The organism is Streptomyces sp. NPDC043738 (assembly GCF_056436545.1).
Genome location: NZ_JBWKCJ010000027.1, coordinates 15,161 through 37,957, shown reverse-complemented (window position 1 = coordinate 37,957; position 22,797 = coordinate 15,161). Strand labels below are relative to the sequence as shown.

At 71.7% G+C, this 22,797-nt stretch carries 22 protein-coding genes and 1 pseudogene; 12 read left to right on the top strand and 11 right to left on the bottom strand.

What is annotated here, in order from left to right:
* Window positions 1-112 precede the first annotated feature (112 nt).
* The 4 genes and pseudogenes from AC0680_RS28985 to AC0680_RS28970 all read left to right on the top strand — a co-directional run.
* Window positions 113-781: pseudogene (locus AC0680_RS28985) on the top strand (TatD family hydrolase); the annotation flags it as partial.
* Between the two features lie 166 nt (window positions 782-947).
* A complete protein-coding gene (locus tag AC0680_RS28980; RefSeq protein ID WP_478634389.1) occupies window positions 948-2,102 on the top strand; it encodes a ubiquitin-like domain-containing protein in 1,155 nt (384 codons plus the stop codon).
* Window positions 2,103-2,124: 22 nt separating this feature from the next.
* Window positions 2,125-3,003: a 16S rRNA (adenine(1518)-N(6)/adenine(1519)-N(6))-dimethyltransferase RsmA gene (rsmA, locus tag AC0680_RS28975; RefSeq protein WP_478634386.1), complete on the top strand. Its 879-nt coding sequence runs from the start codon at window positions 2,125-2,127 to the stop codon at window positions 3,001-3,003.
* On the top strand, window positions 3,000-3,902 hold the full coding sequence (locus AC0680_RS28970) for a 4-(cytidine 5'-diphospho)-2-C-methyl-D-erythritol kinase (RefSeq protein WP_478634383.1): 903 nt from the start codon (window positions 3,000-3,002) through the stop codon (window positions 3,900-3,902). The genes rsmA and AC0680_RS28970 overlap by 4 nt, the downstream gene beginning before the upstream one ends.
* Window positions 3,903-4,010: 108 nt before the next feature.
* On the opposite strand, the gene AC0680_RS28965 is transcribed toward AC0680_RS28970, so the two are convergent.
* From AC0680_RS28965 to AC0680_RS28955, 3 genes are all read right to left on the bottom strand, one after another.
* Window positions 4,011-4,436 carry a hypothetical protein gene (locus tag AC0680_RS28965; protein ID WP_478634381.1) on the bottom strand — a complete coding sequence of 142 codons (426 nt, stop codon included), beginning with the start codon at window positions 4,434-4,436 and terminating at the stop codon, window positions 4,011-4,013.
* Window positions 4,437-4,702: 266 nt separating this feature from the next.
* Window positions 4,703-4,921, bottom strand: coding sequence for a DUF397 domain-containing protein (locus AC0680_RS28960; protein ID WP_478634379.1), 219 nt, complete (start codon window positions 4,919-4,921; stop codon window positions 4,703-4,705).
* Entirely contained in the window at window positions 4,902-5,759 is an 858-nt protein-coding gene (locus AC0680_RS28955; RefSeq protein WP_478634376.1) for a helix-turn-helix domain-containing protein, read from the bottom strand. Before AC0680_RS28955 ends, AC0680_RS28960 begins: the two co-directional genes overlap by 20 nt.
* 137 nt (window positions 5,760-5,896) lie before the next feature.
* Between AC0680_RS28955 and AC0680_RS28950 the strand changes: the two genes are divergently transcribed.
* Entirely contained in the window at window positions 5,897-6,106 is a 210-nt protein-coding gene (locus AC0680_RS28950; protein WP_478634374.1) for a hypothetical protein, read from the top strand.
* A gap of 215 nt (window positions 6,107-6,321) precedes the next feature.
* Here the strand turns inward: AC0680_RS28950 and AC0680_RS28945 are convergent, their stop codons facing one another.
* Entirely contained in the window at window positions 6,322-6,909 is a 588-nt protein-coding gene (locus AC0680_RS28945) for a Uma2 family endonuclease (RefSeq protein ID WP_478634561.1), read from the bottom strand.
* 67 nt (window positions 6,910-6,976) lie between these two features.
* On the bottom strand, window positions 6,977-7,741 hold the full coding sequence (locus AC0680_RS28940; protein WP_478634372.1) for an alpha/beta hydrolase: 765 nt from the start codon (window positions 7,739-7,741) through the stop codon (window positions 6,977-6,979).
* A gap of 103 nt (window positions 7,742-7,844) precedes the next feature.
* Between AC0680_RS28940 and AC0680_RS28935 the strand changes: the two genes are divergently transcribed.
* Together AC0680_RS28935 and AC0680_RS28930 are read left to right on the top strand one after the other, a co-directional pair.
* Window positions 7,845-9,644, top strand: coding sequence for an ABC-F family ATP-binding cassette domain-containing protein (locus AC0680_RS28935; RefSeq protein WP_478634370.1), 1,800 nt, complete (start codon window positions 7,845-7,847; stop codon window positions 9,642-9,644).
* A 277-nt stretch (window positions 9,645-9,921) separates the two neighbouring features.
* A complete protein-coding gene (locus tag AC0680_RS28930) occupies window positions 9,922-10,644 on the top strand; it encodes a response regulator transcription factor (RefSeq protein WP_478634368.1) in 723 nt (240 codons plus the stop codon).
* Window positions 10,645-10,650: 6 nt separating this feature from the next.
* Here AC0680_RS28930 and AC0680_RS28925 read toward each other — a convergent pair whose 3' ends face one another.
* Window positions 10,651-10,959 carry a hypothetical protein gene (locus tag AC0680_RS28925; RefSeq protein ID WP_478634365.1) on the bottom strand — a complete coding sequence of 103 codons (309 nt, stop codon included), beginning with the start codon at window positions 10,957-10,959 and terminating at the stop codon, window positions 10,651-10,653.
* A 39-nt stretch (window positions 10,960-10,998) separates the two neighbouring features.
* Window positions 10,999-12,669: a sodium:solute symporter family protein gene (locus AC0680_RS28920; RefSeq protein ID WP_478634362.1), complete on the bottom strand. Its 1,671-nt coding sequence runs from the start codon at window positions 12,667-12,669 to the stop codon at window positions 10,999-11,001.
* A gap of 241 nt (window positions 12,670-12,910) precedes the next feature.
* On the opposite strand from AC0680_RS28920, the gene galT reads away from it, so the two are divergent.
* The 4 genes from galT (at window position 12,911) to AC0680_RS28900 (ending at window position 17,204) form a co-directional block, all read left to right on the top strand.
* Entirely contained in the window at window positions 12,911-13,960 is a 1,050-nt protein-coding gene (gene galT / locus AC0680_RS28915; RefSeq protein ID WP_478634360.1) for a galactose-1-phosphate uridylyltransferase, read from the top strand.
* Window positions 13,957-14,931, top strand: a complete 975-nt coding sequence (galE, locus tag AC0680_RS28910) for a UDP-glucose 4-epimerase GalE (protein ID WP_478634357.1) — start codon at window positions 13,957-13,959, stop codon at window positions 14,929-14,931. Before galT ends, galE begins: the two co-directional genes overlap by 4 nt.
* 56 nt (window positions 14,932-14,987) lie before the next feature.
* Entirely contained in the window at window positions 14,988-16,157 is a 1,170-nt protein-coding gene (gene galK / locus AC0680_RS28905; RefSeq protein ID WP_478634354.1) for a galactokinase, read from the top strand.
* 273 nt (window positions 16,158-16,430) lie between these two features.
* Window positions 16,431-17,204 carry a response regulator transcription factor gene (locus AC0680_RS28900; RefSeq protein ID WP_478634351.1) on the top strand — a complete coding sequence of 258 codons (774 nt, stop codon included), beginning with the start codon at window positions 16,431-16,433 and terminating at the stop codon, window positions 17,202-17,204.
* A 25-nt stretch (window positions 17,205-17,229) separates the two neighbouring features.
* Here the strand turns inward: AC0680_RS28900 and AC0680_RS28895 are convergent, their stop codons facing one another.
* From AC0680_RS28895 to AC0680_RS28885, 3 genes are all read right to left on the bottom strand, one after another.
* Window positions 17,230-19,224 carry a beta-galactosidase gene (locus tag AC0680_RS28895; protein ID WP_478634348.1) on the bottom strand — a complete coding sequence of 665 codons (1,995 nt, stop codon included), beginning with the start codon at window positions 19,222-19,224 and terminating at the stop codon, window positions 17,230-17,232.
* 61 nt (window positions 19,225-19,285) lie between these two features.
* A complete protein-coding gene (locus AC0680_RS28890) occupies window positions 19,286-20,080 on the bottom strand; it encodes an SDR family NAD(P)-dependent oxidoreductase (RefSeq protein ID WP_478634345.1) in 795 nt (264 codons plus the stop codon).
* A 316-nt stretch (window positions 20,081-20,396) separates the two neighbouring features.
* Window positions 20,397-20,894 carry a MarR family winged helix-turn-helix transcriptional regulator gene (locus AC0680_RS28885; RefSeq protein WP_384440326.1) on the bottom strand — a complete coding sequence of 166 codons (498 nt, stop codon included), beginning with the start codon at window positions 20,892-20,894 and terminating at the stop codon, window positions 20,397-20,399.
* Between the two features lie 165 nt (window positions 20,895-21,059).
* On the opposite strand from AC0680_RS28885, the gene AC0680_RS28880 reads away from it, so the two are divergent.
* Window positions 21,060-21,881, top strand: a complete 822-nt coding sequence (locus tag AC0680_RS28880; RefSeq protein ID WP_478634342.1) for a trans-aconitate 2-methyltransferase — start codon at window positions 21,060-21,062, stop codon at window positions 21,879-21,881.
* 211 nt (window positions 21,882-22,092) lie between these two features.
* Here AC0680_RS28880 and AC0680_RS28875 read toward each other — a convergent pair whose 3' ends face one another.
* Complete coding sequence (locus tag AC0680_RS28875; protein ID WP_478634559.1) at window positions 22,093-22,776, bottom strand: TetR family transcriptional regulator; 684 nt, start codon at window positions 22,774-22,776, stop codon at window positions 22,093-22,095.
* Window positions 22,777-22,797 lie beyond the last annotated feature (21 nt).

The following is a 22,797-nucleotide window of genomic DNA, read 5'->3' as shown; positions in this document are numbered from 1 at the left end:
AACAGGGAAAGACCCCCCCAAAAGCTCCTCTCTTTTTGGTTCCCCCCCTTTTTTCGGGTGGTTTTGCCCCTTTTTTTTTTCGGTGTCCCCCCCCCCCCCCCCCCCCCCCCCCGAGGCCGTGCACGCCACCGTCGCGCTGCACCCCAACGAAGCGCCCCGCATCGTCCTCGGCGACCCCGACGGCTGGTCGCGGCAGGGAGCCCGGGAGGCCGGCGGGGACGACGCCCTGGACGCCGCGCTCGCCGAGATCGACAAGCTGGCCGGGCTCGAGCAGGTCCGTGGCGTCGGCGAGACCGGCCTGGACTACTTCCGTACCGGGCCCGAAGGCATGGCCGCCCAGGAGCGGTCCTTCCGCGCCCACATCGAGATCGCCAAGCGGCACGGCAAGGCCCTGGTCATCCACGACCGCGAGGCCCACGACGACGTGCTGCGGATCCTGCGCGGGGAAGGCGCACCCGAACGGACCGTCTTCCACTGCTACTCCGGCGACGCCGCGATGGCCGAGGTCTGCGCCGCGGCCGGCTACTTCATGTCCTTCGCCGGCAACGTCACCTTCAAAAACGCCCAGCCGCTGCGGGACGCGCTCGCCGTCGCCCCGCCCGAGCTGGTCCTCGTGGAGACCGACGCCCCCTTCCTCACCCCCGCGCCCTACCGCGGACGGGCCAACGCCCCGTACCTCATTCCGGTCACCCTGCGGGCGATGGCCGAGGTCAAGGGGATGACGGAGGACGCACTGGCCACCGCGATCGCCGCGAACACGGCACGCGCCTTCGGCTACTGAGCCCCAAGGGGGTGGGCGGGCCGCTCCCGACGGCCCGCCCACCCCGGCCCAGAGCCATCCGGGGTACCCCGAATTGACTACTTCACGTAACTGATCGACTTTGGAGAGTCACCGCCTCTCCGCTACATTCCGGCCGTCAACCGCATCCGGGCATGTGGAGCGCGCCGTGAGTCAGTCACCAAGCAGCCACCGCGCCGCGCGCGGCCGTCGCAGGCGCCGCGCCGAACCCCCCGAAGCGCTGCGCCGGGTACTGCCCCGGGCCTTGGTCGTGGCCTTCCTCGCCGGCGGCACCACCGCCTTCATCGCGCACGACAAGGCGGTCCGGATCAGCGTCGACGGCACCCCCCGCACCCTGCACACCTTCGCCGACGACGTCGACGACCTGCTGGCCGACGAACAGCTCGACATCGGCGCCCACGACATCGTCGCGCCCGCCCCCGGCACCGAGCTGACCAGCGGCGACGAGATCCACGTCCGGCACGGCCGGCCCGTCGTCCTCACCGTCGACGGACAGCGCCACAAGGTGTGGACCACCGAGGACACCGTCGACGGCGCGCTCCGCCAGCTCGGCGTGCGCGCCGAGGGGGCCCACCTGTCGGCCTCCCGCTCCCGGCGCATCGAGCGGCACGGCATGGAGCTGGCGGTCCGCACCGAACGCTCCGTGGTCTTCGTCGCCGACGGCCGCGAACACCGGGTGCGCACCAACGCCGCCACCGTCCGCGAGGCCCTGGCGGAGGCCGGTCTCGCACTGCGCGACCAGGACACCACCTCGGTGCCGCCGGACAGCTTCCCGATCGAGGGCCAGACCGTCTCCGTCCTGCGCATCACCGGCTCCAAGAAGGTCCGCGAGGAGCCCATCGCCTTCCGTACGGTCAAACGGGCCGACCCCTCGCTGACCCGCGGCACCGAAGCCGTCGTCCGCCAGGGGCGGCCCGGGGTGCGGCGGGTCACCTACCGGCTGCGCACCGTCAACGGCGTCAAACAGAAACCGAAGCGGACGCACGCCGAGGTCGTACGCGCCCCCCGCCCGCAGATCGTGCACATCGGCACCAAGGAACTGCCCGCCTCGGTGAGCGGCGCCGACCACCTCGCCTGGGACGCCCTGGCGCAGTGCGAGGCAGGCGGCCGCCCCGACGCCGTCGACGCCTCGGGCACATACGGCGGGCTCTACCAGTTCGACGTCGGCACCTGGCACGCCCTCGGCGGCAGCGGCCGCCCCCAGGACGCCCCGGCCCAGGAGCAGACCTTCCGGGCCAAGAAGCTCTACATCAGCCGGGGGGCGAGCCCGTGGCCGCTGTGCGGCCGTAAGCTTCACGGGTGAACGAGCGCAGCGAGGCCCTGGCATGAGCAAGAGCACCACCGACGATTCCGGCCCCCTCCTGGGCCCCGCCGACATCCGTGAGCTGGCCGCCAGGCTGGGCGTACGTCCCACCAAGCAGCGCGGCCAGAACTTCGTCATCGACGCGAACACCGTCCGCCGGATCGTGCGGACCGCCGACGTCCGGCCCGACGACGTCGTCGTCGAGATCGGCCCGGGCCTGGGCTCGCTGACGCTGGCGCTGCTGGAGGTCGCCGACCGGGTCACCGCCGTCGAGATCGACGAGGTGCTGGCCGCCGCGCTGCCGGCCACCGTCGCGGCCCGCATGCCCGACCGCGCCGACCGCTTCGCGCTGGTGCACAGCGACGCCATGCACGTCACCGAGCTGCCCGGCCCCGCGCCCACCGCGCTGGTCGCCAACCTCCCCTACAACGTCGCGGTCCCCGTGCTGCTGCACATGCTCGCCACCTTCCCCTCCATCGACCGCACCCTGGTCATGGTCCAGTCCGAGGTCGCCGACCGCCTCGCCGCCCGCCCCGGCAACAAGGTCTACGGCGTGCCCTCGGTCAAGGCCAACTGGTACGCCGAGGTCAAGCGGGCCGGTGCCATCGGCCGCAACGTCTTCTGGCCCGCTCCCAACGTCGACTCCGGCCTGGTCTCCCTCGTACGCCGCGACAAGCCGGTCGAGACGACCGCCTCCCGCGACGAGGTCTTCGCCGTCGTCGACGCCGCCTTCGCCCAGCGCCGCAAGACCCTGCGCGCCGCGCTGTCGGGCTGGGCCGGCTCCGCCGCCGCGGCCGAGGCCGCACTGCTCGCCGCCGAGGTCTCCCCGCAGGCCCGCGGCGAAGCGCTGACCGTCGAGGCGTTCGCCCGCATCGCGGAGAACAAGGAGGCGGGCAAGTGAAGCAGCCGGTGACGGTACGCGTACCCGCGAAGGTCAACGTCCAGCTGGCGGTCGGCGCCGCCCGCCCCGACGGCTTCCACGACCTGGCCAACGTCTTCCTCGCCGTCGGCCTCTACGACGAGGTCACCGCCACCCCTGCGGACACCCTGCGGATCACCGCCGAGGGCCACGACGTCGACCAGATCCCGCTGGACCGGACGAACCTGGCGGCCCGCGCCGCCGAACTGCTCGCCGCCCGCCACGGCATCGAACCGAACGTCCACCTCCACATCACCAAGGACATCCCCGTCGCCGGCGGCATGGCCGGCGGCAGCGCGGACGCCGCCGGCGCCCTGCTGGCCTGCGACGCCCTCTGGTCCACCGGCGCCACCCGCGCCGAACTCCTCGAAATCTGCGCCGAGTTGGGCAGCGACGTCCCCTTCAGCCTGGTCGGCGGCGCCGCCCTGGGCCAGGGGCGCGGCGAGCTGCTGACCCCCCTCCCCGTCGGCGGTACCTTCCACTGGGTCTTCGCGGTCGCCGACGGCGGCCTGTCCACCCCGGCCGTCTACCGCGAGTTCGACCGCCTGACCGCGGGGACCGACGTGCCCGCCCCCGAGGCCGCCCCCGAACTGCTCGCGGCCCTGGAATCCGGCGACGCCACCGCCCTCGCCGCGGCCCTCACCAACGACCTGCAGCCCGCCGCGCTCTCCCTGCGCCCGGACCTCGCCGCCACCCTGGAAGCCGGCACCGCCGCCGGCGCCCTGGCCGCACTGGTCTCCGGCTCGGGCCCGACCACGGCGTTCCTGGTCAAGGACCCGGAGTCGGCAACGGAGGTGGCAGCGGCCCTGCGGGCGTCGGGGACCTGCCGGGCGACGCGGGTCGCGCAGGCGCCGGCAGTCGGCGCGACGGTCCTGCGATAAGGAGTTGGGGGGGGGGGGGAGGGGCCCCGCCCCCCCACCCCCCCCCCCCCCCCCCCCCCCCCCCCCCCCCCCCCCCCCCACGCCACTACTCCTCCTCGTCGACCGGCCTCACGAATTCCAACGTCCAGGTCTCTTGGAACTCGGGCTTGGGCGCGACGAGTTCGATCTGTGCGCCACGATGCCCGGCGCGCCAGGCGAGCCCCTTGTCCGACAGGTCTTGACCCCGCCGAGCACCCCTTCGAACGTGAACTGCGCCCATTCGGCGCGCGGGACGTTGTTGACGAAGAGCTTCTCCTCGGCAACCACAAGTCCGGCTTGCTCCTGATAGGCGAGTCGGACCACATACGGCGCCCCCGGTACGGGCTCCGTCGGCTCGATGACCCACTCCTGCTCGATGGGGAGGGGGTTGAGCCGGTCGACGATGACCGGAGCGCCGTGTTTGACGGCGTACTCGGTGGCTGTCACCAGGCTGCTCGGACCGATGATGTGAGCGTGGATCTTGTAGATGCCGGGCCGTACAGGGATCGCAGTCATGCGTGGAACTCCCTATCTCTCACGGTTCGCTCGCCGCTGGCGTCTCGCCACCGGACCAGGCACCACTTTCGCTGCACACCAGCCTTCGCAAAAGGTGAGAAATGGCCAAGAAACTAACTCTTCGGATGAATCGGACAAAAGCGCGAATGCGCGTCCGCGTGTAGCCCACCTACCCCGGCGCACTGGGCGGGAAGGCCACCCACAAGGAAGGGGGTCAGGGGGCGCGGGCGGGAGCTGTTCCCGTGGCTGCCGTACGCCCGGAGCGCTCAAGTGCGCGGCACTGCGGCGTCCTTGACGGCGGAGACGAAGGCCGACCAGGCGGCGGCGGGGAAGACGATCGCCGGGCCGTGGGGGTCCTTGGAGTCACGGACGGGGACGACGCCGGGGAGGTTGTCTACCACCTCGACGCAGTTCGCGCCTTCACCGTTGGTGTAGCTGCTCTTGCGCCAGACGGCGGCGCTCAGGTCAATCCGGCTGCTTGCCATCTCGGTAGTCCTCTGCGGCCGCCTCGATCAGGGTGAGGGACGCCTTCGGCGGTAGCGCGGCGGCCCTGAGTCGATCGTATGCCTTGCGGTATTTCTTCACGAGGGCCGGATCGTCGATGGTGTCACTGCTGAACTCCGATTCCAGGTAGGCCAGCGGTGGGGCATCCGGGAAGATCAGGAGCTGCAACAAGCCCACCAGCATGAGGGGGTGCGGCCCGCAGTTCCACGGCAGGACCTGTGGAATGACCCGGTGGCGCTTCGCCAGCGCCGCGATGTGGTCGAGCTGATCGGCCATCTCCTCCGGAGGGAGCATCGGGCAGCGCAACACGTACTCGGACAGGATTACCCAGTATTCAGGGGTCTTGGGGTCGTCCTCGAACAGACGGGCCCGCGCCATGCGGGCGCTGACCTTCACCTCCACCTCCTCGTTGGTCGCCAGCGGCTGGGTTGCCCGCACCAATGCCCGCGTGTACGGCGCGGTCTGCAACAGGCCGGGGATGAGGGTCGGGCACCACTCCTCGATGGTCTCCGCGCGCTTCTCCGCCTCCAGAGCGTCTTCGTAGTAGGCGGGATGGCCCTTCCGCTTCGCCTTGCGAACGTCCTCGCACCGCCGCCCGAAGAAGCCGTCCGTCTTCAGCACCTTGTCCACGTGCTCCGCCAGATCCGCCGGCATCCGCCGCTCGCCGCGCTCGATCTCGCTGAGATGACTCAGCCCGTAGAAACTTCCCTCCACCAACTGTTGGAGCGTGAGCCCTGCCGCCTCCCGCTTCCAGCGCAACTCCTTGCCGTAGAAGCAGGGGACGCTCTCCGACCCGTCGATGTCCTTGCGCCGCACCATGGCTCACCGCCGTTCCACAACCGCCTTGCCCCGCTCCGCAGTCGGCGGCCGGGAGCCCAACCCCCTGTCACGCTACGCCGCGTCACGCCACGCTGTGAGCGCTTCGTCACATTGCGCACAGGGAAGGCGTACGACACATGCCCAGCCACCTCCACGACGACGTGCACGCCAGCGCCGAAGAGCTGCGTACCGCGCTCAAGGACAACGGCATCACGCTGCCGTCGCTCGGCGTCGATCTGCCCGGCTACGCGGCCGGCTACGGCGTCCCGCTCGTCGCCCTCGGTAACTGCAACGCGGCCACCGCCCGCAAGCTCGCCGAGGCGCTCCGCAAGGCGGCCACCCGTTGAGGCGGCGCCTGGTACGCGTCCTGCGGGTGCCGCCCGGCCTGCTCCTGCCGTGTGGTGAGGACGGCCGGTCCGTCCGGCCGTACGTACCCGCGCCGGAGGCGGGGCAGCGCCCCGTGGACCAGGACGCAAGGCGCCGGGAGCTGGAGGAGTCCGTGCGCAGACTCAACGGGTGGTCGTCCGGCGGGGGAGGGCGGCGGTGACCTGAGGGCCTGCTACTACAGCTCGTCGATGGCGGTCAGGTCGATGTCGATGGGGTAGGGCACGCTGACCTTGACGCGGTCGTGGTAGATGCCGGTCAGCGTGTACGTGCCGGTGGCCTCGCCGCGTTCGTAGACCTGGACGACCGGGGCGTCGTCCTGGCCCGCCATCTCGACCAGCCAGAAGTGAGGGATGCCTGCCGCGGCGTACTTGTGCGGCTTGGCGTCGCGATCACGGGCTTCCGAGTCCGGTGAGACGACCTCGACGGCAAGCAGGATGTCGGCTGCCGTGTAGCGGGTCTGCCGTCGGCCGGTGACAGCTTCGGCGCGCACGACGGAGACGTCTGGCTCGGGACCGTTGCGCTTGTCGATGACTACCGTCATCTCCCGCCGCACTTTCAGCTGGGGCGGCACGGTGGAGCGCAGGCCGTTGACTAGCAGGTCGATCACGATGCTGTGAAAGTCTCGCTGCGGACTCACGAAAACCAGGCTCCCGTCGATCAGCTCCGTGTGCGGCGGGAGATCCGGCAGTGTGAACAGGTCGTCCACGGTGTAGCCGTCCGGGGGCGGCACCGGCCAGTGGTGCTCTGCGGACTCGGCGGTCATGGTTCCTCCCATGGACGGGATCCTGTTGCCTGCCCTCCACGGTAGCGGCCGCATCCCGATCACGTCATCACAAAGAGTGACCGGCGCGTTCCGTGCCTCCGGCGGCCTCGGTCAGCACCCCCGCCACCAGCCGTCCCGCCTCCACTGCGTGTGCCGCGGTCGTCGGGACGCAGCGGTTCGTCGTCGGGTCGAACTCGGTCATGATCACGCCCGCGTGGTCGGTGGCCGGTTCCCGGAGTGTCACGGGACGGCCCGCGGTGCGCAGGGCCTCCGCCAGATCGCGGGAGTGGCGGGCGTCCAGGACCACGTCCCGGCTGCCGTGGACGAGGTGGACCGGGGCGGCCGGGTCCAGGCCGGCGGCGAGGTCGGTCAGCGGGGCGGTGCCGGTGGTGCGGGCCGGCAGGTCGTAGCGGCCCGCGAGGCCCACCACCGCGCTCGGCCGCCAGCCGTCGGCGACCTCGGGCCGCAGGGCGACGCCCAGGGTCGCTCCGGCGCCCGCCGACCACCCGGCCAGCACGAACGACTCCCCGTCACCACCCAGCCCGCCCGCCTCCTTGCGGACGAAGCAGAGCGACTCCAGCAGATGCCCGCGGCCGCCGTCCGCGGCGTCCGGGCGCCAGTCCGGTACGAGGACCAGCAGGCCGCGTGCCGCCGCGGTGCGCGCCAGAGGGGCGAGGACGTCCCGCTCGTCGGGGCCGGCGCCGTGCCAGAGCAGCACGGTCGGTGCCGGGCCCGGTGTTCCCGCCGGGCGGTAGAGGTCCAGTCGCTTGCCGCTGGGGCCGTAGACCAGCCCGTGTTCCGTCTCCACCGCCGTGCCCGTGTCCGATGTCATGGTGATCACGCTAGCCAACGGGCGGGGAGTCCCGCTCCGGACCGGCGGTTTCCGCACGCCGACTACGCTGGGAAGGTCGATCGACCCGAAGCGCAGGAGTGAGATGGCCGTCAACCTCGTCAATCTGGAAGCCGTCAGCAAGGCGTACGCGCTGCGCGCGCTGCTCGACGGTGTCTCCCTCGGCGTCAACGAAGGGGACCGGATCGGCGTCGTCGGACGCAATGGCGACGGCAAGACCACCCTGATCCGGATCCTCGCCAAGCTGGAGGGCCCGGACGAGGGCCGGGTGACCCACGCCGGGCACCTGCGCCTGGGCGTCCTGACCCAGCACGACTCCCTCGACCCGGCCGCCACCATCCGGCACGAGGTCATCGGCGACCTCGCCGACCACGAGTGGGCCGGCAACGCCAAGATCCGCGACGTGCTGACCGGCCTCTTCGGCGATCTGCACCTGCCCGGCTTCACCCAGGGCCTGGACACCGTCATCGGCCCGCTCTCCGGTGGCGAGCGCCGCCGCATCGCCCTCGCCAAGCTGCTGATCGCCGAGCAGGACCTGATCGTCCTCGACGAGCCCACCAACCACCTCGACGTCGAGGGCATCTCCTGGCTGGCGCGGCATCTGCAGGAGCGCCGCTCGGCGCTCGTCGTCGTCACCCACGACCGCTGGTTCCTCGACCAGGTCTGCACGCGGATGTGGGACGTCCAGCGCGGCGATGTGCACGAGTACGAAGGCGGCTACAGCGACTACGTCTTCGCGCGGGCCGAGCGGGAGCGGATCGCCGCCAGCGAGGAGGCCAAGCGGCAGAACCTGATGCGCAAGGAGCTGGCGTGGCTCCGGCGCGGCGCTCCGGCCCGTACCAGCAAGCCGCGGTTCCGCATCGAGGCCGCCAACGAACTGATCGCGGACGTCCCGCCGCCCCGCGACAGCGCCGAGCTGATGAAGTTCGCCAACTCCCGCCTGGGCAAGACGGTCTTCGACCTGGAGGACGTGACCGTACAGGCCGGGCCCAAGGTCCTGCTCAAGCACCTCACCTGGCAGCTGGGCCCGGGCGACCGGATCGGCCTGGTCGGCGTCAACGGTGCCGGCAAGACCTCGCTGCTGCGGGCGCTGGCCGAGGCGGCCCGCACCCAGGGCGAGGCGCAGCCGGCCGGCGGCCGCATCGCCGTCGGCAAGACCGTCAAGCTCGCCTACCTCTCCCAGGAGGTGTCCGAACTCGACCCCACCTGGCGCGTCCTGGAGGCCGTCCAGCGGGTGCGCGAGCGGGTCGACCTGGGCAAGGGCCGGGAGATGACCGCCGGCCAGCTCTGCGAGAAGTTCGGGTTCACCAAGGAGAAGCAGTGGACTCCCGTCGGCGACCTCTCCGGCGGTGAGCGGCGCCGGCTGCAGATCCTGCGGCTGCTGATGGACGAGCCCAACGTGCTCTTCCTGGACGAGCCGACCAACGACCTGGACATCGAGACCCTGACGCAGCTGGAGGACCTGCTCGACGGCTGGCCCGGCTCCCTCATCGTCATCAGCCACGACCGGTACTTCATCGAGCGCACCACCGACCGCGTCCAGGCCCTGCTGGGAGACGCCACCCTCCGCATGCTGCCGCGCGGCCTGGACGAGTACCTCGAACGCCGCCGGAAGGTCATCGAGGCCGCCACCCCGGCGCCCGCTCCGCAGGCCGCGGCCCCCAAGAAGGCCGCCGCCGTCAATCGTGCCGCCCAGAAGGAACTGCAGAAGATCGAGCGCCAGTTGGACAAGATCGGCGACAAGGAGGCCAAGCTCCACGCCCAGATCGCCGAGAACGCCACCGACTTCGAGAAGGTCGCCGAACTCGACGCCCGGCTGCGCGAACTGAGCGCCGAGCGGGACGAGTTGGAGATGCGCTGGCTGGAGCTGGCGGAGGACGCGTAGAAGGCAGGTCCCCGGGGCGGGTGGGAGGTCCCTAGGGGGGAGGGGAACACATCCCGTAGGGGTGGCGAGGGCCCCCTTCGGGGCCACAACGGGGTGGGGGCGGGAGATATTCCCGGCCCGTGACGGCGGCAATCGGCCCCGATTGGCCGGGATTCCAGCATTCCGGGGGTCTTCTCCCCGGTAGTGGGCGCGCTCGGCGATCTGAGCGTGTAGCTTCCCGGGGACGAGCGGCCCGGCCGGGGCCGCGCCGGGGCCGCCGAAGTGGAGGGGTTGCTCGATGGGCGTGCGGCTCATGGTGGTCGACGATCACCGTCTGCTCGCGGAGGCGCTCGCCTCGGCGCTGAAGCTGCGCGGACACCGTGTGCTGGCCGCCGCCGCGCCGAGCGCCGGGGCCGCGGACCTGGTGGTGAGCCGGGCGCCCGAGGTGTGCCTGCTGGGTACCGCCCAGCCGGCGGAACCGGGTGCCTTCGACCCGGTGGTGCGGATCAAGAAGGAGCGGCCGCAGGTCGCGGTGGTGGTGCTGGGGCCGGTGCCCAGCCCGCGCGGTATCGCCGCCGCCTTCGCGGCCGGGGCCTCGGGGTATGTGCGCAACGACGAGCGGATCGAGGGCGTGGAGCGCGCCATGATGAAGGCGCGGGCGGGGGAGTCGGCGGTCTCGCCGCAGCTGCTGCAGCAGGCTTTCGAGGAGCTGCTGCACCCCGCGGCGCAGCCGGACGACGAGGGTGCGCGGCTGCTGGAGCTGCTCACCCCGCGTGAGGTGGAAGTGCTGATGCGGGTCGCGGAGGGCGAGGACACCCGGCTGATCGCGGCCGGGATGGACATCGCGCCGAGTACCGCGCGTACGCACGTCCAGCGGGTGCTGATGAAGCTGGAGGTGGGCTCCCGGCTGGAGGCCGCCGCGCTGGCGGCGCGCACCGGGCTGCTGGAACGGGCGGGCGGCGGCCGGGGTGCCTCGGCGACGGCGGCGGGAGCCGGTGAGCGGACCCCGCCGCCGCGCTGAAACGCCTCATCCCCTGGAGGGGTCCTCCCCGGTGTCGTCCGTCAGCTCGGCCGCTGTCGGCGGGACGGCCGGGCGCAGCTTCAGCCAGACGAGGAAGAACAGGCCGAGGGCGAGCATGCCCAGGCCGGTCCAGAGGTTGATGTTGATGTCCTGGGCCTTCCTCAGGTCCGCGTCGTCGGCCATCAGGCCGGCGATGGTGACGATCACGCCGTAGACGACGAACAGGTCGCCGATGATGCGCCGTACGTCGAAGAGCCGCGCGGCGGTCGCCGATTCGCGCTCCAGCTCCTCGACCTCGTGCTGGTAGTCACTCATGGTGGGTCAACTCCGCTGTTCGGGCAGGTCGGGCGGCTTTTAGAAGGAGAACGGGATGTAGCAGACGGCGGCGAGGACGATCGCTCCCCAGCCCAGCAGGGCGGGCTTGCGGTACCAGGCGTCGTCGCCCTCGGCCGGGAGCTCTTCCATGCCGGGGGACCGGGTGCCGTAGACCAGGCCGGCCAGGGACTCGGCGGGCTTGGGCCTGGTGGCCAGGGTGACCACGAACATCACCAGCGCGCCGACGACGAAGGCGACGATCGAGGAGACGAAGTTGGCGCCCTGGTCGGAGGGGATCGAGATGACGCCCTGCTTGTAGAGCCAGAAGTAGTTGACCATCGCGGCCGCGGTGCCGGAGAGCAGTCCCCAGAAGCCGGCCGCGGCGCTGGTCCGCTTCCAGAACATGCCGATGATGAAGACGACGAACAGCGGCACGTTGAAGAAGGAGAACAGCGTCTGGAGGTAGTTCATGATGTTGCTGAAGGACGCGGCGATGAAGGCGGTGCCCATGCCGATCAGCACGCCGACCGCGGTGACCACCCGGCCGGTCTTGAGGTAGTACCCGTCCTCGCGGCCCTTCTTGAGGTACGCGGCCCATATGTCGTTGGTGAAGACCGTGTTGAAGGACGACACGTTGGCGGCCATACCGGCCATGAAGGCGGCGAGCAGTCCGGTCACCGCGATGCCGAGGACGCCGTTGGGCAGCAGGTCGCGCATCAGCACCGGGATCGCGTCGTTGTACTGCAGTCCGTCCTTGGACTTGCCCAGCGTCGGCTCCATGACCAGCGCGATCAGGCCGGGAACGACCACCACCATGGGTATGAAGATTTTGGGGAAGGCGGCGATCAGCGGGGTGCGCTTGGCGGCGGAGAGGTTCTTCGCGGACAGCGCGCGCTGCACCTCGGCGAAGTTGGTGGTCCAGTAGCCGAAGCTCATCACGAAGCCGAGGCCGAGGACGATGGTGAGCCAGTTCGCGCCGAGCGGGTTGCCCTCGCCGATGCCGGTGCCCTTCCAGGCGGTCAGGAACGCGTCGCCGTGCGAGGAGTTCAGCGAGTCGGTCAGCCCGTCCCAGCCGCCGACGCGCTTGAGGCCGACGACGGTCAGCGGGATCAGCGCGGCGAGGATGACGAAGAACTGCAGCACCTCGTTGTAGATCGCCGAGGACAGCCCGCCGATGGTGATGTACGCCAGGACGAAGAAGCCGGCGACGACGATCGCGACCCACTCGGGCCAGCCCAGCAGGGCTTCCAGCACGATCGCCATGGCGTACAGGTTCACGCCCGCGATCAGCACCGAGGAGACGGCGAAGATGACCGACGACAGCAGGTGCGAGGAGGGGCCGAAGCGGTGCAGCAGGAACTCGGGCACCGAGCGGACCTTGGAGCCGTAGTAGAAGGGCATCATCACCAGGCCGAGGAAGACCATGGCGGGGATGGCGCCGATCCAGTACCAGTGGACGGTGTAGGCCCCGTACTGCGCGCCGTTGGCGGCCATGCCGAGGATCTCGGTGGCGCCGAGGTTGGCGGCGACGAAGGCCAGGCCGGTAACCCAGGCGGGCAGCGACCGCCCGGAGAGGAAGAAGTCCAGGCTCGTCTTCACGCTGCGCTTGGCGGCGAATCCGATGCCGAGGACGACGACGAAGTAGAGGGCCAGGATCGTGTAGTCGAGCCCGTTGGTGGGCAGTCGTAGCCCTTCGGCCAGGGTGATCATGGTGGGTACTCGCTTCTTTGCGCGACCGGAACGCACAGAAAGCTACGCCCGGGCGGTCAGAAACTGAATACTTTTGTTCGGTTGAGTTGTTGGATCGTGATGGGATCAGGCGGTGCGCCCCCCATGCCGCGCGGTGCGGTGCGGGCGCCGGCCGCACCCGCCCGCGTTGACGCATCTGTTTAGTTGTGCTTCATTGTGTTTGTTTGTGTTTGCTCGGTGTGTGGTGTGTGAGGAGCTCCCGGTGAAGAAGACGACGACCCGGCTCGCGGACGGGCGGGAGCTCATCTACTACGACGCACGCGACGACGCGGTACGCGACACCGTCGACCGGCGCCCCCTCGACCCCGTCGCCACCTCCTCCGAGATCCGCCACGACCGCCTCCTCGGCGACTTCGTCGCCATCGCCTCCCACCGCCAGGCCCGCACCTACCACCCCCCGGCCGACGAATGCCCGCTGTGCCCCTCCCGCGACGGCCGGCACTCCGAGATCCCCGCCGCCGACTACGACGTCGCGGTCTTCGAGAACCGCTTCCCCTCCCTCGCCGGCGGCAGCGGCCGCTGCGAGGTCGTCTGCTTCACCTCCGACCACGACGCCTCCTTCGCCGACCTCACCGAGGAGCAGGCCGCCCTGGTCCTGGCGGCCTGGACCGACCGCACCGCCGAGCTCTCCCAACTCCCGGGCGTGGAACAGGTCTTCTGCTTCGAGAACCGCGGCGCGGAGATCGGCGTCACCCTCGGCCATCCGCACGGCCAGATCTACGCCTACCCCTTCACCACCCCGCGCACCGAGCGGATGCTGCGCACGCTCGCCGACCACCGCGAGGTCACCGGGGGCAACCTCTTCGACGACGTCCTCGAAGGCGAACTCGCCGACGGCCGCCGGATCGTCCTCGAAGGCGAACACTGGGTGGTCTTCGTGCCCTACGCCGCCCACTGGCCCTACGAGGTGCACCTCTACCCCAGGCGCCGGGTCCCCGACCTGCTCGCCCTCGACGAGGCCGCGCGCACAGAGTTCCCACAGGTCTACCTGGAAGTCCTGCGGCGCTTCGACCGGATCTTCGACACCGCGGACGGCGGCGCACCGACGCCGTACATCGCCGCCTGGCACCAGGCGCCACTGCACGCCGAGGCGCGCGAGGACTTCGCACTCCACCTCGAGCTTTTCACCATTCGCCGCACTTCCGGCAAGCTGAAGTTCCTCGCGGGTTCCGAATCCGGCATGAACGTGTTCATCAACGACGTGCCGCCGGAGGCCGCGGCCGAGCGACTGCGAGAGGTAGCGAGCGAGTGAGCAAGAAGTACCTGGTCACGGGTGGGGCGGGATATGTCGGCAGCGTCGTCGCCGCGCATCTTCTGGAGGCCGGCCACGAGGTGACCGTGCTGGACGACCTGTCCACCGGGCACCGCGTGGGCGTCCCCGAGGGCGCGCACTTCATCGAGGGCCGTATCCAGGACGCCGCCAAGTGGCTCGACGCCTCCTTCGACGCGGTGCTGCACTTCGCCGCGTTCTCGCAGGTCGGCGAGTCGGTCACCAACCCGGAGAAGTACTGGCGCAACAACGTCGGCGGCACCATGGACCTGCTCGCCGCCATGCGCGACGCCGGCGTCCGCACGCTGGTGTTCTCCTCCACCGCGGCGACCTACGGCGAGCCGGTGAGCACCCCGATCACCGAGACCGACCCGACCGCCCCGACCTCGCCGTACGGCGCGAGCAAGCTCGCCGTCGACCACATGATCAGCGGCGAGGCCGCGGCACACGGCCTGGCCGCCGTCTCGCTGCGCTACTTCAACGTCGCCGGCGCCTACGGCAGCTGCGGCGAGCGCCACGACCCCGAGTCGCACCTGATCCCGCTCGTGCTCCAGGTCGCCCAGGGCAAGCGCGAGGCGATCTCCGTCTTCGGCGACGACTACCCCACCCCCGACGGCACCTGCGTGCGCGACTACATCCACGTCGCGGACCTGGCCGAGGCGCATCTGCTGGCGCTGGACGCGGCCACCCCCGGCGAGCACCTGATCTGCAACCTCGGCAACGGCAACGGCTTCTCGGTCCGCGAGGTCATCGAGACCGTCCGCAAGGTCACCGGCCACCCGATCCCCGAGATCACCGCCCCGCGCCGCGGCGGCGACCCCGCCGTCCTGGTGGCCTCCGCGCAGACCGCCGTCGACCGGCTCGGCTGGCGGCCCAGCCGCGCCGACCTCGCGGGGATCGTCGCGGACGCATGGGCGTTCGCGCAGTCGCATTCCGGCCCGTCCGGCGACTAGCGAACCCGGGTGCGGGACGGAGCTGCGACGGCGGCCAGAAAGGACGAAGGATCCACGTGACACAGACGGCACACGGCGCACCCCGGACGGCGGTGGCGTTCGGCGAGGTATACGGGGCGGAGCCCGAGGGAGTCTGGGCCGCCCCCGGCCGCGTCAACCTGATCGGTGAACACACCGACTACAACGACGGCTTCGTGATGCCGCTGGCCCTCCCGCACACCACCCTGGCCGCCGCGGCGCCCCGCACCGACGGGGTGCTGCGGCTGCACTCCGGCGGCGCCGACGGCGGGATCGTCGAACTGCGCATCGACGCACTGCGTCCGGCGCCCCAGGCGGGCTGGGCCGCCTACCCGGCGGGCGTCGTCTGGGCGATGCGCGAGGAGGGCCTGCCCGTCGGCGGCGCGGACCTGCACTACGACAGCACGGTGCCCACCGGCGCCGGGCTCTCCTCGTCCGCCGCCCTGGAGATCGCCACCGCCCGCGCGCTCAACGACCTCTACGGCCTCGACCTGTCCCCGCAGGACCAGGCCCGCCTCGCCCAGCGGGCCGAGAACGCCTTCGTCGGCGTCCCCTGCGGGATCATGGACCAGACCGCGGCGGCCTGCTGCACCGAGGGACACGCGCTGTTCCTGGACACCCGTGACCTCACCCGGCGCCAGGTCCCCTTCGACCTGGCGGGGGAGGGGCTGCGCCTGATGGTGGTCGACACCCGGGTCCAGCACGAGCTGGGCGACGGCGCGTACGCCGAGCGGCGCGCTGGCTGTGAGCGTGGTGCGCGGGCACTCGGGGTGCGCGCACTGCGTGACGTGCCCTACGCACAACTGCCCGAGGCGCTGGCGAAACTGGCCGACGAGCCCGCCGTCCAGGCCCTCGTACGGCACATCGTCACCGAGAACCAGCGCGTCGAAGCGGTCGTCGCCTGCCTGGACGCCGGCCGCACCCGCGCCATCGGGCCGCTGCTGACGGCCGGCCACGCCTCGCTCCGCGACGACTTCAAGATCTCCTGCCGGGAACTCGACCTCGCCGTCGACACCGCCAACGCGGCCGGCGCCCTCGGGGCCCGGATGACCGGCGGCGGGTTCGGCGGCTCGGCGATCGTGCTGGTCGAGCAGGCGGCCGCGGCCACCGTCGGCGCGGCGGTCACCGAGGCGTTCGCGGCCGCCGGGCACACCGCGCCGCGGATCTTCGAGGCCGTCCCGAGCGCGGGAGCGCGCCGCATCAAGTAGGGCGCGCCGGACGGCGTGCGGCCAACGGGTGACGGCCAAATGGCCCGGGCGCGGGAGCAGTTTCGCCAATCACCTTCCCTTGTCGCACCCCGTCCGTACTCTGAGATCCTGCGCCGGTGGGGGCCGGTGCCGATCAGGGGGGCGAGACCGTTTCGGGTACGACGCCCCGGGTGGGGGTAGCCATGCCCGCACGGCGGCGGCCGTGCGGCTGAGGCGATCTTCAATCCGGGCGTCGTGCCCGCTATGGTCCGTTCACCGAGACAGGGGGTCTCTGTGCAACGCATCCGGGTTCTGGTGGTCGACGACCACCGCATCTTCGCCGAATCCCTGGCGGCCGCGCTCGCCGCGGAACAGGACGTGGACGTCGCGGCCGCCGGCAGCGCGCCCGCGGCCCTGCGCAATCTGGACCGGGCGGCCACCGAAGGCCGCCGGTTCGACGTGGTGCTGGCCGACGCCGACCTCGCCGCGCCGCTCCTGGCGGTGCCCGCGCAGGCGCCGGGACCGGCCCGCGAGGCCGTCCCGCGCAGCTGCCCGCGCGACGGCATCGCGCTCGTCTCCGGCCTGCGCACCAGCCACCCGTACCTGCGCACGGTCGTCCTCGCCGACCGCGACGACCCGCGCCGCGCGGCCGCCGCCCTGCAGGCCGGCGCCTCGGGCTGGGTCGCCAAGGACTGCTCGCTCTCCCGGCTGCTCGCCGTGATCCGCGGCGTACTGCGTGATGAAACGCATCTGCCGCCGGCCCTGCTGACGGGGGTGCTGCGCGAGCTGACGGCCGCCCGCAAGCACCGCTCGGAGAGCGAGCGGCTGGTGGAGTCGCTGACGCCGCGTGAGCGCGAGGTGCTGCGCTGCATGGTGGCGGGCCTGGGGCGCAAGGCGGTAGCCGAGCGGCTGTTCCTCTCCCCGCACACGGTCCGTACCCACATGCAGAACGTCCTCGGCAAGCTCGGCGTGCACTCGACCCTCGCGGCGGTGGCGCTGGCCCGCCGGGCCGGAGTGGGCCCGGTCGAGCTGGAGGCAGCCGCGGCGGCCTCGGTGCCGGTGCCCTGAGGCCCCGGCGGCCCGGGCGTGGCCCTCACCCGTCGGTCGTCAGTACGGCCACGCCCCGGGCCGCCAGCGTGACCCGGTCGACGGCGCCGCCCGGCCCGCCGTCCGCCGTCGGCGCCTCACGCATCGGCTCCGGCAGTGCCACCTCCACGGTGTCCGTGCCGTGGTTGAGCAGGAACAGATACCGCCCGCCGGCGCCCTCACGGACGGTGGCCTGGACACCGGCCGGCAGCCCCGGCACCACCGGTGCCACGCCCGCCGCCCGGCGTACGTCGTCCAGCAGCGCCCGCATCAGCGCCGGTTCGAGCCGCGTACCGAGGTACCAGACGGTGCCCCGCCCGTAGGCGTGCCGGGTCAGTGCGGGCCGCCCTGCGAGGTCCCCGTCCGCGAAGCGGGCGAGCGCCTCGGCCCCTTCGAGGTCGACGGCCTCCGACCACAGGTCGGCCCGCCCCGCGTAGGTCCCCTCGACCGCCACCGTACGGCCCGCGTCCAGTGGCCAGAACTCCTCCACCCGCAGCCCCAGCAGCTCCCGCAGCGGCGCCGGAGCGCCGCCGGGGTGCACCCGGTCGTGCTCGTCGACGATCCCGGAGAAGAACGACACCACCAGTCGGCCGCCGTCGCGTACATAGGCCGTCAGCCGCTCGGCGTCGCCCGCGGTCAGCAGATACAGATTGGGCACGACGACCAGCCGGTAGCCGCTCAGCTCCCGCTGCGGCGGCACCACGTCGCAGGCCACGCCCGCTTCGAACAGCGGCCGGTAGTGCTCCAGCGCGATCCGGGAGTGCTCCAGCGCGGTCGACGGCTTGGAGTCCAGCTCCAGCGCCCACCAGCTGTGCCAGTCCGCCAGCAGCGCCACCTCGGCCCGCGAACGGGTCCCCTCGATGCCCGCGAGCGAGGCCAACTCCCGTCCCAGTTCGGTCACTTCGCGGAAGATCCGGGTGTCGGTCCCGCCGTGCGGCAGCATCGCCGAGTGGAACTTCTCCGCACCTCCCAGGGACTGCCGCCACTGGAAGAACAGCACCGCGTCCGCGCCCTGGGCGACGGCCTGCCAGCTCCACAGCCGCATCGCTCCGGGCGGCTTGGGGCCGTTGCGGGGCCGCCAGTTGACCGCGCTCGGTGCCTGTTCGAGCAGCATCCAGGGCTGCCCGGAGCGCGCCGAGCGCATCAGGTCGAAGACGTAGCCGGCCCGGATGTGGTCGTCATCGGCGTAGGGGTCCTGGTAGAAGTCCAGCGCCATCGCGTCCATGTGCGCCGACCAGGCGAACGCGTCGACCGGCTTGTGCTGCGGCATCAGGTTGGTGGTGACCGGGACCTCGGGCGTCAGCCGGTTCAGCACCTCCTTCTCGGCGAGGTAGCAGGCGCGCAGCGCCTCGTCGCCGAAGCGCAGGTAGTCCAGTTGCTGCGCGGGATTGGGGAAGGTGGGCGCGGTACGGGGCGGCAGCACCTCGTCGAAGTCGCCGTACCCCTGCGACCAGAAGGCCGTCGACCAGGCGGCGTTGAGCGCCGCCACGCTCCCGTAGCGCTCGCGCAGCCAGCGCCGGAAGTCCTCGGCGGACACCGCGCAGTAGCACTGGCGGGTGTGGCAGCCGTATTCGTTGCCGATGTGCCACATGGCGAGCGCGGGGTGGCCGGCGTAGCGGGTGGCGAGCTGCTCGACGAGCCGTACGGCGTGCGCGCGGTAGACGGGGCTGGAGGGGCAGTAGTGCTGCCGGCCGCCGGGCCAGCGGCGCTGCCCGTCGGGGCCCTCGGGCAGGATCTCGGGGTGCGCGTGGGAGAGCCAGGGCGGTGGTGAGGCGGTCATCGTCGCCAGGCAGACGGCGATACCGGCGCCTGCCAGGTTGTCCATGACCCGGTCGAACCAGCCGAAGTCCCACTGTCCGGACCGGGGTTCGACCCTCGCCCAGGAGAAGATCCCGGCGGTGACCATGGTGACGTGGGCCGCCTTCATCAGCTTCAGGTCCTCGGCCCACACCTCCTCGGGCCACTGCTCGGGGTTGTAGTCGCCGCCGAATTGGATGCCCATGGATCCCCCTACGGATCGAAGCTCGGACGGGGCGTCGCGGGCCGCCGCCGGCGGGCCCCGCTCATGACGAGTTCTTGTACACGCTCCAGCCCCCGTCGACGACGAGGCTCGCACCGGTGACGAAGGACGCCTCGTCGGAGAGCAGGAAGGCGATGGCGGCGGCGACCTCCTCGGGCCGCCCCAGCCGCCGCGCCGCCGTCTCCGCGGCGCTGGCCTGCCGCTGCGCCTCGTCGATGCCGTCCCAGGCCGCTGTGAGCACCGGGCCCGGCAGCACGCTGTTGACCCGCACCTGCGGCCCGTACTCGACCGCCAGCTGCCGCCCCAGGCCGGTCAGTCCGGCCTTGGCCGCCGCGTACGCGGGCCGTCCCGGCAGGCCCACCAGCGCGTGCACGGACGAGGTCAGCACCACCGCGCCATGGCGTTCTCGCAGGTCCTCAAGGGTGGCGCGGACGCCGAGGAACGAGCCGGTCAGGTTCACCGCCAGCTGCCGGTCCCACTCCGCGAGCGAGGTGGCGTCGGCGGCCGCCACATGGGGCAGGAAGGCGTTGCTGACCAGCCCGTCGACCGGCCCGTAGCGCTGCCGTGCGGCCTTGGCCGCCCGCTGCCAGTGGGCCTCGTCCGCCACATCGCAGTGCTCGTACGAGGCCCGGCCGCCGGCCGCCCTGATGCGCCGTGCGAGGTGCTCGCCGCGGGCGTCGTCGATGTCCAGCAGCAGTACGCCGGCGCCCTCGGCGGCCAGCCGGTCGGCGGTGGCCGCCCCGATCCCGGCGGCGGCCCCGGTCACCAGGACCGTACGGCCCTCGAACCGCCTGCCGTACGGGCCGCTCGGTGGGTGCGGTGGTCGCTGCTGGCTCATGGCGCGATCCAAGTGCACAAGGCGAGCGGTGGGCAAGGGGACGTGGTACGAGAGGGGCGCTCGTCAATTCAGGGGGCGCGCTATGCATGCTTGTGCGCCGTCAGATATGGCGCGTAACAACCTGTCGCGCGCCGTCGTAGATCCCTCCCGGAGGTGCGTGCATCAGGCTCTGCCACCTCGGACGCGAGCGCCCGCGCCGTATGCCCGGGAGCGCGCGCCCCTCACCCACCTCGGAAAGTTGGCCGACCTCCGGCCCCGAAGCGTGCCGGGCGCCGCCGCCCGCCGGTCCCGGCCCGCCCCGCGCCGGCGCGGCGCGCTAGGCGGGGGTGTTGTCGAACGGGCCCGTCAAGCGCCTTAGCAGTCCGGCCAGTTCGCCGCGCTGCTGACGGGAGAGTTCGGCGAGAATCGCACGCTCCTGGACCAGCAGTCCGGCCAGCGACTGGTCGGCCTTGTCGCGGCCCTCGGCGGTCAGCCTGACCAGCACTCCCCGCCGGTCGCTGGGGTCCGGCAGCCGCTCGACGAGGTCCTTCTTGGCCAGCCGGTCGATGCGGTTGGTCATCGTCCCGGACGTGACCAGTGTCTGCGTCAGCAGTGCGCCGGGGGAGAGCTGATACGGCGCCCCGGCCCGGCGCAGTGCGGTCAGCACGTCGAACTCCCAGGGCTCCAGCCCCACCTCGGCGAACGCGATGCGGCGGGCCCGGTCGAGGTGCCTGGCCAGCCGGGAGACGCGGCTGAGGACCTCGAGCGGTTCCACGTCGAGGTCCGGGCGCTCACGGCGCCATGCAGCGACCAGTCGGTCGACCTCGTCCTCCATGACGATCAGTGTAGAGGGTCTGTCGACATGAAGTCTCTTGACGTCAAGATATATTTCGCTGGACTATGGGGCATCGTCGGCGGGAGCTCGGTTTCCAGCCGAGACGGCCCGAACCAGACCGTGCCAGCTTTGAGTCAGCCCTGCACCAGCAAAGGGGTTCAGAACATGCACGACGCGCCCACCTGGGATCCGCAGCAATACCTCCGCCACTCCGGGCACCGTACCCGCCCCTTCCACGACCTGCTCGCGCGGATCCCGGACCTCCCCCGGCGGCAACGCCCCGCCCGGATCGCCGACCTGGGCTGCGGACCGGGCAACGTCACCGTCCAGCTCGCCACCCGCTGGACCGACGCGCACATCACCGGATACGACAACTCCCCCGAGATGCTCAAAGAAGCCGAGAACCACGCCGGCCCCACCCCGGGCGGCGGCCACCTCGACTTCGCGCCCGCCGACGCCACCGACTGGACTCCCGACGAGCCCTACGACCTGATCGTCTCCAACGCGGCACTGCAGTGGGTCCCCAACCACCCGGACTCCTTCGCCCGCTGGATCGACGCCCTCACCCCCGGCGGCACCTTCGCCTTCCAGGTCCCCGGCAACTTCACCTCGCCCAGCCACGCCCTGCTCGGCGAACTGTGCGACAGCCCCCAGTGGCGCCGGCGCCTCACCACCCACGGCCGGCGCTTCGTCCACATCCTGGAGCCCGCCGAATACCTCGAACGCCTCACCGACCTCGGCTGCACCACCGACGTGTGGGAGACGACCTACGTCCAGCTCCTGGAAGGCGACGACCCGGTCCTCGACTGGGTCAAGGGCACCGCCCTGCGCCCCGTCCTGACGGAACTGGAGAACGACCCGCTCGCCCGCGAGGCGTTCCTCGCCGAATACCGCGACGCCCTCCGCAAGGCCTACCCCACGGGCCGGCACGGCACGGTCTTCCCCTTCCGCCGCATCTTCGCCGTCGCCCAGAAACCGACCGGCTGACCCCCGGCCCTCCCGCGACCTCCCCCGAGATCCCCACCGTGATCACCGGCCTCGACCACCTCCAGCACCCCCGCGACTCCCGACAGCCGCCGGTCCGAGGCCGGCACGGGCCGCCTCGACTCGGGGCGGCGCCGCCTTCGCCGCCTCCCGGATCCGCCGGAACCCGCAGATCGCCGCCGGGTCCTGCTCGCCGCGGTCCGCGGCACCCCGTTCAGTTCTTGCGATGCCCTATCAACCGCGGCTTCGCCTCCAGATTGCCCAGGCCGTGCCAGGCCAGGTTCACCAGGTGGGCCGCCACCTCGGCCTTCTTCGGCTTGCGGGTGTCCACCCACCACTGGCCGGTCAGCGCGACCATGCCGACCAGCGCCTGGGCGTAGAGCGGGGCCAGTTTCGGATCGAAGCCGCGGGCCTTGAACTCCAGGCCCAGGATGTCCTCGACCTGGGTGGCGATATCGCTGATGAGGGAGGCGAACGTACCCGTGGACTGGGCGACGGGGGAGTCGCGGACCAGGATGCGGAAGCCGTCGGTGAAGGTCTCGATGTAGTCCAGGAGCGCGAACGCCGCCTGTTCGAGCAGCTCACGGGGGTGGCCGGCGGTCAGCGCGCCGGTCACCATGTCCAGCAGCTGGCGCATCTCGCGGTCCACGACCACCGCGTACAGCCCCTCCTTGCCGCCGAAGTGCTCATAGACCACCGGCTTGGAGACGCCGGCCTTGGCCGCGATCTCCTCGACCGACGTGCCCTCGAAGCCACGCTCGGCGAAGAGCGTGCGACCGATGTCCAGCAGCTGCTGCCGGCGCTCCGCACCGGTCATCCGTACCCTGCGGGCACGCCGGGTGCCCGCAGACGCGGAAGGCTTGCCCTTGCTGCTGCTCGTACTGCTGCTGTTGTCGATCGCCACCCGTCAATCATGCCT

Bases quoted from the DNA above. Each gene is read 5' to 3' on its own strand.
- AC0680_RS28940 (WP_478634372.1), bottom strand. From the start codon at position 7,741: ATGACATCGGACACGGGCACGGCGGTGGAGACGGAACACGGGCTGGTC.
- AC0680_RS28930 (WP_478634368.1), top strand. From the start codon at position 9,922: ATGGGCGTGCGGCTCATGGTGGTCGACGATCACCGTCTGCTCGCGGAG.
- AC0680_RS28945 (WP_478634561.1), bottom strand. From the start codon at position 6,909: ATGACCGCCGAGTCCGCAGAGCACCACTGGCCGGTGCCGCCCCCGGAC.
- rsmA (WP_478634386.1), top strand. From the start codon at position 2,125: ATGAGCAAGAGCACCACCGACGATTCCGGCCCCCTCCTGGGCCCCGCC.
- AC0680_RS28935 (WP_478634370.1), top strand. From the start codon at position 7,845: ATGGCCGTCAACCTCGTCAATCTGGAAGCCGTCAGCAAGGCGTACGCG.
- AC0680_RS28955 (WP_478634376.1), bottom strand. From the start codon at position 5,759: ATGGTGCGGCGCAAGGACATCGACGGGTCGGAGAGCGTCCCCTGCTTC.
- AC0680_RS28960 (WP_478634379.1), bottom strand. From the start codon at position 4,921: ATGGCAAGCAGCCGGATTGACCTGAGCGCCGCCGTCTGGCGCAAGAGC.
- AC0680_RS28965 (WP_478634381.1), bottom strand. From the start codon at position 4,436: ATGACTGCGATCCCTGTACGGCCCGGCATCTACAAGATCCACGCTCAC.
- AC0680_RS28890 (WP_478634345.1), bottom strand. From the start codon at position 20,080: ATGAGCCAGCAGCGACCACCGCACCCACCGAGCGGCCCGTACGGCAGG.
- AC0680_RS28925 (WP_478634365.1), bottom strand. From the start codon at position 10,959: ATGAGTGACTACCAGCACGAGGTCGAGGAGCTGGAGCGCGAATCGGCG.
- AC0680_RS28885 (WP_384440326.1), bottom strand. From the start codon at position 20,894: ATGGAGGACGAGGTCGACCGACTGGTCGCTGCATGGCGCCGTGAGCGC.
- AC0680_RS28920 (WP_478634362.1), bottom strand. From the start codon at position 12,669: ATGATCACCCTGGCCGAAGGGCTACGACTGCCCACCAACGGGCTCGAC.
- AC0680_RS28880 (WP_478634342.1), top strand. From the start codon at position 21,060: ATGCACGACGCGCCCACCTGGGATCCGCAGCAATACCTCCGCCACTCC.
- AC0680_RS28895 (WP_478634348.1), bottom strand. From the start codon at position 19,224: ATGGGCATCCAATTCGGCGGCGACTACAACCCCGAGCAGTGGCCCGAG.
- AC0680_RS28950 (WP_478634374.1), top strand. From the start codon at position 5,897: ATGCCCAGCCACCTCCACGACGACGTGCACGCCAGCGCCGAAGAGCTG.